Origin of the sequence: Pseudomonas coronafaciens pv. oryzae str. 1_6 (assembly GCF_000156995.2) — a bacterium.
Lineage (GTDB): Bacteria > Pseudomonadota > Gammaproteobacteria > Pseudomonadales > Pseudomonadaceae > Aquipseudomonas > Aquipseudomonas tremae.
The window spans coordinates 2,049,904-2,064,537 of record NZ_CP046035.1; the positions used below are offsets into that span (position 1 = coordinate 2,049,904).

At 58.0% G+C, this 14,634-nt stretch carries 14 protein-coding genes; 9 read left to right on the forward strand and 5 right to left on the reverse strand.

Annotated features, from left to right (window positions below; genetic code table 11):
* Positions 1–7 precede the first annotated feature (7 nt).
* Together sucC and sucD are read left to right on the forward strand one after the other, a co-directional pair.
* On the forward strand, positions 8–1,174 hold the full coding sequence (sucC, locus tag POR16_RS09180; RefSeq protein ID WP_002552981.1) for an ADP-forming succinate--CoA ligase subunit beta: 1,167 nt from the start codon (positions 8–10) through the stop codon (positions 1,172–1,174).
* Complete coding sequence (gene sucD, locus POR16_RS09185; protein WP_024669578.1) at positions 1,174–2,055, forward strand: succinate--CoA ligase subunit alpha; 882 nt, start codon at positions 1,174–1,176, stop codon at positions 2,053–2,055. The genes sucC and sucD overlap by 1 nt, the downstream gene beginning before the upstream one ends.
* A gap of 99 nt (positions 2,056–2,154) precedes the next feature.
* On the opposite strand, the gene POR16_RS09190 is transcribed toward sucD, so the two are convergent.
* Positions 2,155–2,730 carry a GNAT family N-acetyltransferase gene (locus tag POR16_RS09190; RefSeq protein WP_005896998.1) on the reverse strand — a complete coding sequence of 192 codons (576 nt, stop codon included), beginning with the start codon at positions 2,728–2,730 and terminating at the stop codon, positions 2,155–2,157.
* Between the two features lie 301 nt (positions 2,731–3,031).
* Between POR16_RS09190 and brnQ the strand changes: the two genes are divergently transcribed.
* Positions 3,032–4,345, forward strand: a complete 1,314-nt coding sequence (brnQ, locus tag POR16_RS09195) for a branched-chain amino acid transport system II carrier protein (protein ID WP_024669580.1) — start codon at positions 3,032–3,034, stop codon at positions 4,343–4,345.
* A gap of 97 nt (positions 4,346–4,442) precedes the next feature.
* On the opposite strand, the gene POR16_RS09200 is transcribed toward brnQ, so the two are convergent.
* The gene (locus tag POR16_RS09200) at positions 4,443–4,703 is read right to left on the reverse strand and encodes a lipoprotein (RefSeq protein ID WP_005738079.1); all 261 of its coding nucleotides are present in this window, start codon (positions 4,701–4,703) and stop codon (positions 4,443–4,445) included.
* 313 nt (positions 4,704–5,016) lie between these two features.
* Here POR16_RS09200 and htpG point away from each other — a divergent pair, with 313 nt between their 5' ends.
* Positions 5,017–6,924: a molecular chaperone HtpG gene (gene htpG / locus POR16_RS09205; RefSeq protein WP_005897009.1), complete on the forward strand. Its 1,908-nt coding sequence runs from the start codon at positions 5,017–5,019 to the stop codon at positions 6,922–6,924.
* Between the two features lie 89 nt (positions 6,925–7,013).
* Entirely contained in the window at positions 7,014–7,742 is a 729-nt protein-coding gene (locus tag POR16_RS09210; RefSeq protein WP_005897011.1) for a dienelactone hydrolase family protein, read from the forward strand.
* Between the two features lie 253 nt (positions 7,743–7,995).
* Here POR16_RS09210 and fabB read toward each other — a convergent pair whose 3' ends face one another.
* From fabB to POR16_RS09225, 3 genes are all read right to left on the reverse strand, one after another.
* Complete coding sequence (fabB, locus tag POR16_RS09215; protein WP_005897014.1) at positions 7,996–9,219, reverse strand: beta-ketoacyl-ACP synthase I; 1,224 nt, start codon at positions 9,217–9,219, stop codon at positions 7,996–7,998.
* Between the two features lie 10 nt (positions 9,220–9,229).
* Positions 9,230–9,745 (reverse strand): 3-hydroxyacyl-[acyl-carrier-protein] dehydratase FabA, encoded by a 516-nt coding sequence (gene fabA / locus POR16_RS09220; protein WP_005897017.1) that lies wholly within the window; start codon positions 9,743–9,745, stop codon positions 9,230–9,232.
* A 220-nt stretch (positions 9,746–9,965) separates the two neighbouring features.
* The gene (locus POR16_RS09225) at positions 9,966–11,870 is read right to left on the reverse strand and encodes an ATP-binding protein (protein ID WP_122381093.1); all 1,905 of its coding nucleotides are present in this window, start codon (positions 11,868–11,870) and stop codon (positions 9,966–9,968) included.
* Positions 11,871–12,150: 280 nt separating this feature from the next.
* Here POR16_RS09225 and POR16_RS09230 point away from each other — a divergent pair, with 280 nt between their 5' ends.
* The 4 genes from POR16_RS09230 (at position 12,151) to POR16_RS09245 (ending at position 14,508) form a co-directional block, all read left to right on the forward strand.
* Positions 12,151–13,176 (forward strand): NAD(P)H-dependent glycerol-3-phosphate dehydrogenase, encoded by a 1,026-nt coding sequence (locus POR16_RS09230; protein WP_024669584.1) that lies wholly within the window; start codon positions 12,151–12,153, stop codon positions 13,174–13,176.
* Positions 13,177–13,201: 25 nt separating this feature from the next.
* On the forward strand, positions 13,202–13,546 hold the full coding sequence (locus tag POR16_RS09235) for a DUF4389 domain-containing protein (RefSeq protein ID WP_005897033.1): 345 nt from the start codon (positions 13,202–13,204) through the stop codon (positions 13,544–13,546).
* Positions 13,543–13,998, forward strand: coding sequence for a phosphohistidine phosphatase SixA (sixA, locus tag POR16_RS09240; protein WP_005897036.1), 456 nt, complete (start codon positions 13,543–13,545; stop codon positions 13,996–13,998). Before POR16_RS09235 ends, sixA begins: the two co-directional genes overlap by 4 nt.
* Positions 13,999–14,064: 66 nt before the next feature.
* A complete protein-coding gene (locus tag POR16_RS09245; protein ID WP_005897041.1) occupies positions 14,065–14,508 on the forward strand; it encodes a hotdog fold thioesterase in 444 nt (147 codons plus the stop codon).
* The last annotated feature ends 126 nt before the right edge of the window (positions 14,509–14,634 follow it).

The following is a 14,634-nucleotide window of genomic DNA, read 5'->3' on the forward strand; positions in this document are numbered from 1 at the left end:
AATAAGCATGAATCTTCACGAGTATCAGGGTAAGCAGCTGTTCGCTGAGTACGGCCTGCCAGTATCCAAAGGTTACGCGGTAGACACCCCGGAAGCAGCAGCGGAAGCCTGCGACAAGATCGGCGGGACCGAATGGGTTGTCAAAGCCCAGGTTCACGCGGGTGGTCGTGGTAAAGCGGGCGGCGTAAAGCTGGTTCGCAGCAAGGAAGATGCAGCAGCCTTCGCTCAACAGTGGCTGGGCAAGCGTCTGGTGACTTACCAGACTGACGCCAATGGTCAGCCAGTGACCAAGATCCTGGTCGAGTCCTGCACCGATATCGCCAAAGAGCTGTATCTGGGCGCAGTAGTTGACCGTTCCAGCCGTCGTATCGTGTTCATGGCCTCCACCGAAGGTGGCGTGGACATCGAGAAGATCGCTCACGACACTCCTGAAAAGATTCTCAAGGCTACTATCGATCCACTGGTTGGCGCACAGCCATTCCAGGGCCGCGATCTGGCTTTCCAGCTTGGCCTGGAAGGCAAGCAGGTCACTCAGTTCGCCAAGATCTTCACCGGTCTGGCCAAGCTGTTCCAGGACCACGATCTGGCTCTGCTGGAAGTGAATCCGCTGGTGATCAAGGCTGACGGCGATCTGCACTGCCTTGACGCCAAGATCAACATCGATGCCAACGCCATGTACCGTCAGCCAAAGCTGAAGGGCTTCCACGATCCTTCGCAGGACGATCCTCGCGAAGCTCACGCTGCCAAGTTCGAACTGAACTACGTAGCGCTGGAAGGCAACATCGGTTGCATGGTCAACGGTGCTGGCCTGGCCATGGGTACCATGGACATCGTCAACCTGCATGGCGGCAAGCCTGCGAACTTCCTTGACGTTGGCGGCGGCGCCACCAAGGAACGCGTTACCGAAGCGTTCAAGATCATCCTGTCCGACACCAATGTCGCCGCAGTACTGGTCAACATCTTCGGCGGCATCGTTCGTTGCGACATGATTGCCGAAGGCATCATCGGTGCAGTGAAAGAAGTCGGCGTGAAAATCCCGGTTGTTGTTCGCCTTGAAGGCAACAACGCTGAACTGGGCGCTAAAGTACTGGCAGAAAGCGGTTTGAACATCATCGCTGCTACCAGCCTGACCGACGCTGCTCAACAAGTTGTCAAAGCCGCGGAGGGCAAGTAATGAGCGTCCTGATCAATAAAGACACCAAGGTTATCTGCCAGGGTTTCACTGGTTCGCAAGGTACTTTCCACTCCGAACAAGCCATTGCCTACGGCACCAAAATGGTCGGCGGCGTGACTCCAGGCAAAGGCGGCACTACGCACCTGAACCTGCCAGTGTTCAACACTGTGAAAGAAGCGGTAGACACCACTGGCGCAACTGCCAGCGTTATCTACGTTCCAGCTCCTTTCTGCAAGGATTCCATCCTTGAAGCAGCGTTCGGCGGCATCAAGCTGATCGTCTGCATCACCGAAGGCATCCCGACCATCGACATGCTCGAAGCCAAGGTCAAGTGTGACGAACTGGGTGTGGTCCTGATCGGTCCAAACTGCCCAGGCGTCATCACTCCAGGCGAGTGCAAGATTGGCATCATGCCAGGTCACATCCACTTGCCAGGCAAAGTAGGCATCGTGTCGCGTTCCGGCACCCTGACTTACGAAGCTGTGAAGCAGACCACTGACGCCGGTTTCGGTCAGTCCACCTGCGTCGGCATCGGTGGTGACCCGATCCCGGGTTCGAACTTCATCGACATCCTGAAGCTGTTCCAGGAAGACCCGCAGACCGAAGCGATCGTCATGATCGGCGAGATCGGCGGTTCGGCTGAAGAAGAAGCGGCTGCCTACATCAAGGCTCACGTGACCAAGCCGGTTGTTTCCTACATCGCTGGTGTGACTGCTCCTCCGGGCAAGCGCATGGGCCATGCCGGTGCAATCATCTCCGGTGGCAAAGGTACTGCAGACGAGAAATTCGCTGCACTGCAGGACGCTGGTGTGAAAACCGTGCGCTCCCTGGCAGACATCGGCAAGGCCCTGGCCGAGCTGACTGGTTGGCCGACCAAGTAAGCTTCGCTTACTGATTCGAGCAATCGACAAAAGCCACCTTCGGGTGGCTTTTGTTTGGGCGTGTGATGAGCCTCATCGGGGGTGTTCAGGCCAGCCTGACTACCCGCTGTTTTTTTCCAGCCATTCGTCCTGCGTCAGTTCCCATATTTGCTCTTTCGTCATGCCGCAGACAAATTGCGATTCCTGAACGGTTACAAGGCGCATGCCCTCGCGCTGCGACAGGCGACATGAAGCCTCATTCAAGGCTGATTTGGCCACGCGCAGAACCGGGCGGCTCAATGTTTCAAACCAGAAGCGGTCAATCGCAACGCAGACTTCAGACATAAGGCCTAGCCCCTGATAGGCCGGCGAAAGCCAGAAGCCCCGGTTGTTATCCTCTTCGTCCATCATGCATGCGCTGCCGATCAGCTGCTGCTGATTACTGCGCAGTCGAATCGACCAGTGCCATTCTTCCCCCTCCTGCATCGCAGGCAGGGCGTTCTCGCGCAGATAGCGCAGAGCTTCGCCCTCAGGGTAGGGCCAGGGCACGTGATGAGTCAGATAGCGCACGACCTCCCAGTGATTGAACAGGATCTGCATGGCAGGTGCGTCTTCGATCTGCAACGGCAGCAGTGCAAGGCGTGGCGTATACAGGGCAGGGGTGAGAACCGCAGGCCGGGTTTTCGCTTCGGGCATGGAGATGATTCATCGACAGCAGAGATGCCAGTCAATCTACCGACCTATCAACGCTTGGTCTGTCGGACATTTCCGAATAACCAGCAGTTTGTTCGACTGCCGTTTAAGGGTGCGTCGTCGGGCGATGCGCCCTGAGACAGTGCATTTTCGGTCGAAGTTGGCTACCCTGTGCGACGTTTTTGCGGGGCCCTCACGAGGGGCGTTTCGCAAGGTACTGCCACGTCTTACGCCGACGGGCTGCGTCTGCCCCATCCATGGGTGACGTCCCATCCCTTATTTCGACTTCGTGTGGTCCCTCGTAATGAAAGTTTTGAAAGGTCAGGACATCCTGGCACTCGGTTTCATGACATTTGCCCTGTTTGTCGGGGCAGGCAACATTATCTTTCCGCCCATCGTGGGCCTGCAGGCCGGGCCGCACGTATGGATAGCAGCGTTGGGTTTTCTGGTCACGGCGGTCGGCTTGCCGGTCATCACGGTGATCGCTCTGGCCAAGGTCGGCGGCGCGATGGATGCGTTGAGCAGCCCGATCGGCAAGATTGCAGGTGGCGCGCTCGCGGCGGTCTGCTATCTGGCGGTCGGTCCTTTGTTTGCGACCCCACGCACGGCGACCGTGTCGTTTGAAGTCGGTCTTGCGCCGTTGACGGGCGACAGCCCATTGGCGCTGTTCCTCTACAGTCTGGTGTATTTTCTGGTGGTGTTCTGGGTTTCTCTGTATCCGGGCCGGTTGCTGGACACGGTCGGACGCTTTCTGGCCCCGCTCAAGATCATTGCGCTGGCGGTGCTGGGCATCGCGGCATTTGCCTTGCCTGCGGGTGTAACCGGGGAGGCTGAGCCGGCTTATGCCGCTGCACCGTTTTCTCAGGGCTTCATCAATGGCTACCTGACGATGGACACTTTGGGTGCGCTGGTTTTCGGGATCGTCATCGTCAATGCCATCCGCTCGCGCGGTGTCGAGTCGCCGCGTCTGATCACCCGCTACGCGATCATCGCGGGGCTGATTGCCGGGGTCGGGCTGGCGCTGGTGTATGTCAGCCTGTTTCGTCTGGGCTCCGGCAGTCATGCGGTTGCGGCTGGCGCCAGCAACGGCGCCGCGGTCCTGCATGCTTACGTGCAGCACACCTTCGGTTCGCTGGGCAGTGGGTTTCTTGCCGTGCTGATTTCACTGGCTTGTCTGGTCACGGCAGTGGGCCTGACCTGCGCTTGCGCCGAATACTTTGCCAAAGTGTTGCCGTTGTCCTACCGAACGCTGGTGATCATTCTGGCGGTGTTCTCTCTGCTGGTCTCCAATCTGGGGCTGACCAGGCTGATCCAGTTTTCGATTCCGGTGCTGACGGCTATTTATCCACCGTGCATCGTGCTGGTCGCGCTGAGCTTCTGCAAAGGGCTCTGGCAGAGTCAGGGCAGGGTGGTTGCGCCTGTCATGCTGGTTTCTTTCGTTTTCGGCCTCATCGACGCGCTGAAGGGCGCAGGATTCGGTGAATACCTGCCGAGCGCGCTGACCAGCATGCCGCTGAGTGATCAGGGGCTGGCGTGGCTGGTGCCTTCGGTCATCACCCTGGCGGGTGCTGTGGTTGTCGACCGGGTCATGGGCAAGCGCAGCGAGGCGCTAGCCTGAACGCTCAGGCGTTGCGGTAAAGGATTACCGGCTAAATCGTGCTCAATGAAAAGGCCCGCTCAAAGCGGGCCTTTCTTGTTTTGCGAGCATGCCAGCCTTACTTGGTGGCTGGTGCTGCTTCCGGCGCCTTGTTGGCGTTTTCTGCGGCGCGCTGCTGTGCGGCTTCTGCGTTTTTCTGAGCAGCTTCCTGGCTTTCCTTGGCGGCGTCATTCACTTTGTCCTGAGCCTTTTCCATCGACTCCTGGGACTGCTGAGCTGCCTTGTTGGCATCTTGCTGGGTGTTTTCGGACTTTTTGTCACAGGCAGCAAGGCCCAGGGTGGCAGAAAGCATCAGGGCATAGGCTAAAGATTTACGCATGGGGTGTTTCTCCTTATTGATTATTCACGTGGCTAAGAGCGTGCGCCAACCCTTTAAGTTCCAGACGCGAGCAGAATATCCGAAGCGGCTGTTCCGCGGGCGTTACAGCGCCGTGAGGTGGACAGGATCGGGAAGGTTGCGAGGCGCCACTCAGCCACTCGTTTTGCGTCGCATTCGGGCGCATTGAACAGAGCTCTGACATTTCCTGCTCTTGAAATCCCCACGCCAGCCCCCACCTTGAAGACTACCCGCTGTCACGGGGCTTACGCCTGATTGTGACGGCTTATACCATCCAGATCGGAGTTTGATGATTATGAGTGTGGAAACTCAAAAGGAAACCCTGGGCTTCCAGACCGAGGTAAAGCAACTGCTGCACCTCATGATCCATTCGCTGTATTCCAACAAGGAAATTTTCCTTCGCGAATTGATCTCGAACGCGTCTGACGCGGTCGACAAATTGCGTTTTGAAGCGTTGTCGAAGCCCGAGCTGCTGGAAGGCGGTGCCGAGCTCAAGATTCGCGTGAGTTTCGACAAGGATGCGAAGACCGTTACCCTTGAAGACAACGGCATCGGTATGAGCCGTGAAGATGTGATTACCCATCTGGGCACCATCGCGAAGTCCGGTACCGCCGATTTCATGAAAAACCTGTCGGGCGACCAGAAGAAGGATTCGCACCTGATCGGTCAGTTCGGTGTGGGTTTCTACTCGGCATTCATCGTTGCCGATCAGGTAGAAGTGTTCAGCCGTCGCGCCGGTACACCATCCAGCGAAGGCGTTCACTGGTCCTCCAAAGGCGAGGGCGAGTTTGAAGTTGCCAACGTCGAGAAGGCCGAACGTGGTACGCGTATCGTGCTGCACCTGAAAAACGGCGAAGATGAGTTCGCAGACGGTTACCGTTTGCGCAATATCATCAAGAAATACTCCGACCACATTGCTCTGCCAATCGAGCTGCCCAAAGAGCAGGCTCCGGCAGCCGAAGGCGAAGAGACACCAGCGCTGGAGTGGGAGACCGTCAACCGCGCCAGCGCACTCTGGACCCGCCCTCGCGCCGAGGTGAAGGACGAGGAGTATCAGGAATTCTACAAGCACGTTGCCCATGATTTCGAGAACCCGCTGAGCTGGAGCCACAACAAGGTCGAAGGCAAGCTGGAATACACCTCGCTGCTGTACGTGCCGGCACGTGCCCCGTTTGATCTGTATCAGCGTGAAGCGCCGCGTGGCCTTAAGCTTTATGTACAGCGCGTATTCGTCATGGATCAGGCCGAGTCGTTCCTGCCCCTATACATGCGCTTCGTCAAGGGTGTGGTCGACTCCAACGACCTGTCGCTGAACGTTTCCCGCGAAATCCTGCAAAAAGACCCGATCATCGATTCGATGAAGTCTGCGCTGACCAAGCGCGTGCTGGATATGCTGGAGAAGCTGGCGAAGAACGAGCCCGAGCAGTACAAGGGTTTCTGGAAGAATTTCGGTCAGGTCCTCAAGGAAGGCCCGGCGGAAGACTTCGCCAACAAAGAGAAGATCGCCGGTCTGCTGCGTTTCGCCTCGACGTCTGTCGACGGTGGCGAGCAGAGCGTTGGTCTGGCCGAATACCTGGCGCGCGCCAAGGAAGGTCAGGACAAGATCTACTACCTCACTGGTGAATCCTACGCGCAGGTCAAGAACAGCCCGCACCTCGAAGTGTTCCGCAAGAAGGGCATTGAAGTCCTTCTGCTGACCGATCGTATCGACGAGTGGCTGATGAGCTACCTGAACGAGTTCGATGGCAAGAGCTTCGTTGATGTTGCGCGTGGCGACCTTGATCTGGGCAACCTCGATTCCGAAGAGGACAAGAAAGCCCAGGAAGAGAGCGCCAAGGACAAGGAAGGCCTGATCGAGCGTCTGAAGGCTGCGCTTGGTGAGTCGGTGAGTGAAGTTCGTGTCTCCCACCGCCTGACTGATTCCCCGGCAATTCTGGCCATCGGCGAGCAGGATATGGGTCTGCAGATGCGTCAGATTCTGGAAGCCAGTGGGCAGAAGGTTCCGGATTCCAAGCCGATCTTCGAGTTCAACCCGGCTCACCCGCTGATCGACAAGCTTGATGCCGAGCAGAGCGAAGAGCGTTTTGGCGATCTGTCGCACATCCTGTTCGATCAGGCGGCTCTGGCTGCTGGCGACAGCCTGAAAGATCCGGCCGCTTATGTACGCCGTTTGAACAAGCTGTTGGTAGAACTGTCGGTTTGATAGCCGATTGACAAGAAACCCGCTTCGGCGGGTTTTTTGTTTCAGTCCCTTAACACGTCTTTTGTGTTTCCAGTGATCAGGAGTCAGCAATGAGCAGCAATATCAATGTACGTTCTGTGGTCTATCAGATTGATGGCCAGCCTTATGAAAGTCGTCTGGTGTATGACGTTGACGCTGTTGCGCCACAACCGGGCCTGCTGATGGCGCCCAACTGGATGGGCGTCAGTCAGGGTGCCGAGGAGATTGCCAGGGCGGTCGCCGCGAAAGGCTATGTGGTGCTGCTGGCTGACCTTTACGGTCAGCAGTTGCGCCCTGGTAACAATGACGAGGCGGGCGCTGCCATGACGCCTCTCAAGAACGACCGAGTCTTGTTGCGCAAGCGCATGCAGGCAGGTCTTGATCAGCTGCTGAGTCAGGCTGATGTGTCGCTGGATACCAAGCAGATTGCGACCTTCGGTTTCTGCTTCGGTGGCTGCTGTTCACTGGAACTGGCGCGCACCGGTGCCGATCTGAAAGCTGCCATTTCGTTTCATGGCACGCTGGACACGCCAAACCCTGCTGACGCCAACAATATCAAGGGTTCGGTGCTGGTCCTGCATGGTGCTTCCGACCCACTGGTGCCGAAAGAGCAGTTGCCTGCTTTTGAAGATGAAATGAACGCTGCCGGTGTTGACTGGCAATTGCATAGCTACGGCGGTGCCTTCCACTCATTCACCGACCCGCACGCCAACGTGCCGGGCATGATGATGTACGACGCCAAAGTGGCTGGACGCGCCTTCAAATCGATGCATGACCTGCTGGGTGAAGTGTTCGGTTAAGGTGCTTTCGTTCGGCGTTATACCTATGTCTTGAGGCCCTCGGAAACGTGGCCTCTACCTGAAGGGCGCGGCCCCAGAGCTGGTTGAAGACTTGTGCCTGATTTGCCGTGCCTACCGGTTTTGCTGCCGGCTCCCGGCAGATCGCGAACACGTTCGCTCCCACGCCCTTCGGGCCGAGGCCCAATCTCCCAACCCTTCAGGCATAAAAAAGGCGCCTTTGAAAGGCGCCTTTTTTTGTGTTGCGAGGGCCGTGTTACTTGCCCTGCCAGCGCTTCAATACCAGCGTGGCGTTGGTGCCGCCAAAACCGAAGCTGTTGCTCATGACCAGGTCGATTTTTGCATCTTCACGGGTTTTGAGCAGGATAGGCATGTCGGCAATTGCAGGGTCCAGCTCGTCGATGTTTGCGGAGCCGGCGATGAAGTTGTTCTCCATCATCAGCAGGCAGTAGATCGCTTCGTGAACGCCGGCGGCGCCCAACGAGTGGCCTGACAGACTTTTAGTGGAACTGATGGCAGGAGCGTTGGCGCCGAAAACTTCGCGCACACCTTCCATTTCCTTGGCGTCACCGACTGGCGTCGAAGTGCCGTGGGTGTTGAGGTAGTCGATGTCGTTCTTGTCGACGTCGGCCAGCGCCATCTGCATGCAGCGAATTGCACCTTCACCGCTCGGCGCAACCATGTCGTAGCCGTCGGATGTAGCGCCGTAACCCACGATTTCTGCGTAGATTTTTGCGCCACGAGCCAGTGCGTGCTCGAGCTCTTCGACGACGACCATGCCGCCACCGCCGGCAATCACGAAACCGTCACGCTTGGCGTCGTAGGCGCGGGAGGCTTTTTCCGGTGTTTCGTTGTACTGGGTGGACAGCGCGCCCATCGCGTCGAACAGGAACGACTGGCTCCAGTGCTCTTCTTCACCACCGCCAGCAAAGACGATGTCCTGCTTGCCCAGCTGGATCTGCTCGACAGCGTTGCCGATGCAGTGAGCGCTGGTGGCGCAGGCGGACGAGATGGAATAGTTGACGCCCTTGATCTTGAATGGCGTGGCCAGGCAGGCCGAAACGGTGCTACCCATGGTCCGCGTTACGCGATATGGGCCCACGCGCTTGACGCCTTTCTCACGCAGGGTGTCCAGCGCTTCCATCTGGTTCAGCGTCGAGGCGCCGCCGCTGCCGGCAATCAGGCCGGTGCGAACGTTGGACACCTGATCATCACTCAAGCCAGAGTCGACAATCGCGTCTTTCATCGCCAGGTAGGCGTAGGCAGCCGCATGGCCGACGAAGCGATAGATCTTGCGATCGATCAGCTCTTCCAGATTCAGGTCGATGGAGCCGGAAACCTGGCTGCGCAGACCCATTTCGGCATATTCCGGGTTGAAGCGGATGCCAGGGCGGTTAGCACGCAGGTTAGCGGTGACGGTCTCTTTGTCATTGCCCAAGCAGGAAACAATACCCAGACCAGTGATAACGACGCGGCGCATGCGAGTACCCTTAGAAATTTTCAGTGGAAGTAAACACGCCGACCCGAAGGCCTTCGGCGGTATAGATTTCACGACCGTCGACACTTACTGAACCGTCGGCAATGGCCAGGTTCAGTTTGCCTTTCAGGACGCGCTTGATATGAATGTTGTAAGTGACTTTTTTGGCGGTAGGCAGCACCTGACCAAAAAATTTGACTTCGCCCGAACCCAGAGCACGGCCGCGGCCGGGATTGCCCTGCCAGCCAAGATAGAAGCCAACCAGCTGCCACATGGCATCGAGTCCGAGGCAGCCGGGCATGACCGGATCACCTTCGAAGTGGCAGGCGAAGAACCACAGGTCAGGATTGATATCCAGCTCTGCGACCAATTCACCTTTGCCGAACTTGCCGCCTTCTTCGCTGATATGGGTGATGCGATCAACCATGAGCATGTTGGGGGCGGGCAATTGCGCATTACCTGGGCCGAACAGCTCGCCGCGACTGCAGCGCAGCAGGTCTTCCCGGGTAAAGGCGTGTTGTTTGGTCATGCGAGCTCCTCAATAATCTTGTGCGGCAGGTTGTGGCGCCACTGGCTCGAACGTCGGTTCTGGCGCACTCATTCGCCAGGACCCTGTCCGGCAGCCTACTCATAGACTGTTGCGTTGTAATGAAAGTCACAGCTCAGGTGAAATCAAGGTACACCTGTACACTGAATTTTATCGGCCAGCCGATTTTACGGGCCGATATGGGTGTCAAGACTGCCGCAATTTAACATTTATCGCCAGTCGCAGATGCTTGAAAAGACAACCAGCGCTGTAAAACCTGCTGTAAATCAGCATGTTTGAAAGGCTTTGGCAGGTAATCGTCCATGCCGGCCTGCAGGCAGGCATCCCGATCACCCTGCAACGCATTGGCAGTCAGCGCGATGATTGGGATTCGCTCCAGCCCGGAAAGTTGCCTGATTCTGCGTGTCGCTTCATATCCATCCATGACCGGCAGTCGGCAATCCATCAAGATCAGTGCATATTTTCCCACCCCGGCTTTCGCCACCGCCTCGACGCCATCGACCGCGACTTCGACCTCGCAACCCAGATTATGCAGCATGGCCTGAACCACGGTTCGGTTCACCGGGTTGTCTTCGACCAGCAATATGCGGCGCGCCTTGCCCTGCGCATCAAGTACTGACAGCGGTTCGATGATATCGACCGGGGCATTGCGCGAGACTGGCAGGGGAATTTGCAGCGTGAAGACCGACCCCGAACCTTCTTCGCTCTGGGCATGCAAGGTTCCACCCATTCGTTCGGCCAGGGTGCGTGCAATCGGCAGCCCCAGCCCGGTCCCGCCGTAACGCCGGGAGATCGAGCTGTCGGCCTGTTTGAAAGCGTCGAACATGGACTCCAGACGCTCTGCATCTATGCCGATGCCGCTGTCGTGTACCTTGCAGGTAAACCTCAGATGATCTTCGTCGAGCATCGCCCAGTCGGCCTCGACGCAGACCTTGCCCTGTTCGGTGAATTTCAGTGCGTTGCCTATCAGGTTCACCAGGATTTGACGAATCCGGGTCGGGTCGCCGATGACCGCAAGTGCCTCCAGCCCCGGCTTTATCTTCAGCTCCAGTGACAGTTTGCGTTGCAGGGCGCTGTGATTGAACGCATGCGTTGAGGCGTTGATCAAATCGACCAGATTAAACGCGATGCCCTCCATCTGCAGGGCATCACGCTCGATACGCGAGAAGTCGAGAATATCGTTGATAACCCGCAGCAGGTGTTCAGTGGACTCGGTTGCCAATGTCGCATATTCGCTCTGCTCATCGGTCATGCGCGTGGTTTCCAGCAGTTGCAGCATGCCCAGCACGCCGTTCATGGGCGTGCGCAGCTCGTGACTCATCATCGCCAGAAAATCCGACTTGGCGCGGTTGGCCTGCTCGGCTTCCTCGCGCGTCTGGATCAACTGGGCCACAGAACGTTGCTGTTCGAGGCTGGTGCGGTGGAGGTTTTCGGCCAGATTATTGATGTGCCGCGCCAGCGCACCGAGTTCGGCGTCGTCGCTCACGGGCAGGGGCGTGTGGTAATCCCCTTGCTGAATGGCCTTGAGTGCCTCGCCCATCCGACTGATCGGGCTCGACAAGCTCAAGGCCAGCCGCCGGGCCAGCAGGAAGGTAAACGCCAGTGCGCACAACGCGAGGATTGCGGCTTTGAGCAGTATTTCCTGCTGGCGCTGGCTGAACGCCTCGCTGGACATGCCTACAAGAACCCTGCCCAGATAGTCCTGAGACACAGTGGCGGGTTTGCTATGCAGCAAGGCGTGCGACGCACGGACAGGGGCCTGGAAGATTTCCATCTGCCTGGCCTGCGGCTCCTGTTCGCGTGGCTGGTCTATGTACACCATGACCGTGTTGGAACTGTCCTGGATTTCCACATAACGCACGCCGGGCATGGACAGGGTCGCACGCATCAGGGGCTTCAGGCCCTCGATATCGCCAGCTGTAACGCCTGGCTCTACCGCCGGAGCCAGTTGATTGGCGATCAATTGACCGGTGTGGTTGAGCTCCTCACGCAGGTCCTGAATACGCACGAAGGTGAAAAAGCCTATGAGTAGAGCCGTCAGCAGCAGGGCAGGCCCGAGGCTTATGATCTGCGTGCGGGTATTGATGTCCCAATGCCGAAACGTCATCGGCTGGACGCCCTGCAGGCAAGACGGTGCAGCTTGAATCCGGTGTATGCGTCCATGCCTGTGCGCTCGGTGTCCCTGTTGATTGCAGAATGTGCAAATGGTATGCGTGCATGTTAACCGAGATGACGTCGGTTGCCAGTGTGCGTGTACTTCTCTGTGGCACGTTATCCCGGACAAGGTGTCAGTGATGCATGCGTTGTCAGCGTTTGCTGCTGGCCGATGCTCCGCCGCTCCGTATAATGCAGAGATCGCCACTTGATGGCACTGGATGGATAGTTCTATGACCACACAGCAACCAGTTGCGGTTCTTGGTGGTGGCAGTTTCGGTACTGCCATTGCAAATCTGCTGGCCGAGAACGGTCATCAGGTTCGCCAGTGGATGCGCGATCCGGAGCAGGCGGAGGCCATTCGCGTCAATCGCGAGAACCCTCGTTACCTTAAAGGCATCAAGGTTCGCCCTGAAGTCGAGCCGGTGACTGACCTCACCGCGGTACTCGAAGGCAGCGAACTCATTTTCGTCGCACTGCCATCAAGTGCCCTGCGCTCGGTACTGTCGCCTCACGTCGAGTGCCTGAGCGGCAAGATGCTGGTGAGCCTGACCAAAGGCATCGAGGCGCAGAGTTTCAAGCTCATGAGCCAGATTCTGGAAGAGATCGTCCCTCAGGCTCGCATCGGGGTCTTGTCCGGTCCGAATCTGGCCCGCGAGATCGCCGAACATGCATTGACTGCCACCGTGGTGGCCAGCGAAGACGAGGCGCTGTGTGAGCAGGTTCAGGCTGCCTTGCACGGCAGGACATTTCGCGTCTATGCCAGCAATGACCGTTTTGGCGTCGAGCTGGGCGGTGCCTTGAAGAACGTCTACGCGATCATTGCCGGCATGGCCGTTGCGCTGGAGATGGGCGAAAACACCAAAAGCATGCTGATTACCCGTGCGCTGGCGGAAATGACCCGTTTTGCCGTCAGTCAGGGCGCCAATCCGATGACCTTTCTGGGGCTGGCGGGGGTGGGCGATCTGATCGTGACCTGTTCTTCGCCTAAAAGCCGTAATTATCAGGTCGGGTTTGCCTTGGGGCAGGGCCTGTCTCTGGAGGAGGCGGTGACTCGCCTGGGCGAAGTGGCCGAGGGTGTAAACACGCTCAAGGTGCTCAAGGTCAAGGCTCAGGAGGTGCAGGTCTACATGCCGCTGGTCGCCGGACTGCATGCGATTCTTTTTGAAGGCCGCACGCTCAGCCAGGTCATTGAGGCACTGATGCGCGCCGAACCCAAGACAGACGTCGATTTCATTTCGATCACCGGTTTCAATTGAATTCAGTTTGCTCAGGGAGAAGGTTTTGAACGAGTCGAAGATCCAGCATAACGAGTCGATTCTGCTACGCGTTCTATGGATGCTGCTGTTCCTGGGCATATGGCACGTGGCTCAGATCGTTCTGGCGGTCGTGGTACTGGTGCAGTTGGGGTATCGCCTGATCTATGGCGCGCCGAGCGGCAGCCTGATGAATTTCGGTGACAGCCTCAGCCAGTATCTGGCGCAGATCGGTCGTTTCGGGAGCTTTCACAGTGACCAGAAGCCTTGGCCGTTCGCTGACTGGCCTGCGCCTCGGGATCCGGATGGCGAGGCCGCACATCACGTTGCGCCAGCAACGCACCCGGTGCGTGATGAGGAGCCCAAGTCATGAAGGTCTGGGTATTGCGCCATGGCGAAGCACAGTCGCGCGCGCGCAGTGACGCAGAGCGTGAGTTGACGGCCCATGGTCGTGAGGAAGTGCAGAAAAGCGCCATGCACCTGACGGGTAAGCCAGTGCAGCGGATTCTTGCCAGCCCTTATGTTCGCGCTCAGCAAACCGCCGAACTGGTGCGTCAGTCTCTGGGTTTCGACGCGCCGGTCGTGACAGTGCCCTGGCTGACGCCTGACGGCAGCCCGCGTCAGGTACTGGCACAGCTCGAGACACTCGGCGTTGACGAAGTGCTGCTGGTCAGTCATCAGCCTCTGGTGGGTGAGCTGATCGGCGTGCTGGCACATGGTAGCGCGCAGCAGGCCGAGCCCATGAGTACTGCCAGCCTGGCCGAGCTGGAAGGCGAGTTCGTGGCCGCCGGCACCATGACACTCAACAGCGTTCGGCACGTCTGAACGGGCTGTCCGAACATCGACCTCGCTCTTGTGAAGCAAGTGCAACCTTTTATAAAAGGATTTGAAATGAGCATGTGGCGTCAGGCTCCCGACATCGAAACCCTTATGGCGGCCCAGAAAAACACCATCGGCGAAGTGCTCGACATTCGTTTCGAGTCGTTCACCGAAGACTCCATGACGGCGAGCATGGTGGTTGATCAACGAACTCACCAGCCGTTCGGTCTGCTGCATGGCGGTGCCTCGGTCGTGCTGGCTGAATCGCTGGGCTCGATGGCCAGTTACCTGATGGTCGACCCGAAGACGCATTTCTGCGTCGGGCTCGAGGTCAACGCCAACCATTTGCGTGGGGTGCGCACCGGACGCGTGACCGGGGTCGTACGCCCTGTACACATCGGTCGTACCACTCATGTCTGGGATATTCGCATCAGCACTGACGAAGGCAAGCTGAGCTGCATTTCACGCTTGACAGTTGCAGTGGTGCCGCATGGCCAGGAGCCACCTGCACACTGACCGCGCTCTTCCTGTCATCCTTCGGGCACCGAGGATGGCCGGAGTGTCACCTGCGATGGCGGTTCCGGTCATTGCCGTTCTGCAAAGAGGCTGCGCACAATCTTGACTCGCCCGCTCATGGAAGTA

Excerpts from the sequence above, each read along its gene's own strand:
- sixA (WP_005897036.1), top strand. The coding sequence starts at position 13,543 with ATGAAGGTCTGGGTATTGCGCCATGGCGAAGCACAGTCGCGCGCGCGC.
- fabB (WP_005897014.1), bottom strand. The coding sequence starts at position 9,219 with ATGCGCCGCGTCGTTATCACTGGTCTGGGTATTGTTTCCTGCTTGGGC.
- fabA (WP_005897017.1), bottom strand. The coding sequence starts at position 9,745 with ATGACCAAACAACACGCCTTTACCCGGGAAGACCTGCTGCGCTGCAGT.
- brnQ (WP_024669580.1), top strand. The coding sequence starts at position 3,032 with ATGAAAGTTTTGAAAGGTCAGGACATCCTGGCACTCGGTTTCATGACA.
- POR16_RS09190 (WP_005896998.1), bottom strand. The coding sequence starts at position 2,730 with ATGCCCGAAGCGAAAACCCGGCCTGCGGTTCTCACCCCTGCCCTGTAT.
- htpG (WP_005897009.1), top strand. The coding sequence starts at position 5,017 with ATGAGTGTGGAAACTCAAAAGGAAACCCTGGGCTTCCAGACCGAGGTA.
- sucC (WP_002552981.1), top strand. The coding sequence starts at position 8 with ATGAATCTTCACGAGTATCAGGGTAAGCAGCTGTTCGCTGAGTACGGC.
- POR16_RS09200 (WP_005738079.1), bottom strand. The coding sequence starts at position 4,703 with ATGCGTAAATCTTTAGCCTATGCCCTGATGCTTTCTGCCACCCTGGGC.
- POR16_RS09245 (WP_005897041.1), top strand. The coding sequence starts at position 14,065 with ATGAGCATGTGGCGTCAGGCTCCCGACATCGAAACCCTTATGGCGGCC.
- POR16_RS09210 (WP_005897011.1), top strand. The coding sequence starts at position 7,014 with ATGAGCAGCAATATCAATGTACGTTCTGTGGTCTATCAGATTGATGGC.
- POR16_RS09225 (WP_122381093.1), bottom strand. The coding sequence starts at position 11,870 with ATGACGTTTCGGCATTGGGACATCAATACCCGCACGCAGATCATAAGC.
- POR16_RS09230 (WP_024669584.1), top strand. The coding sequence starts at position 12,151 with ATGACCACACAGCAACCAGTTGCGGTTCTTGGTGGTGGCAGTTTCGGT.
- sucD (WP_024669578.1), top strand. The coding sequence starts at position 1,174 with ATGAGCGTCCTGATCAATAAAGACACCAAGGTTATCTGCCAGGGTTTC.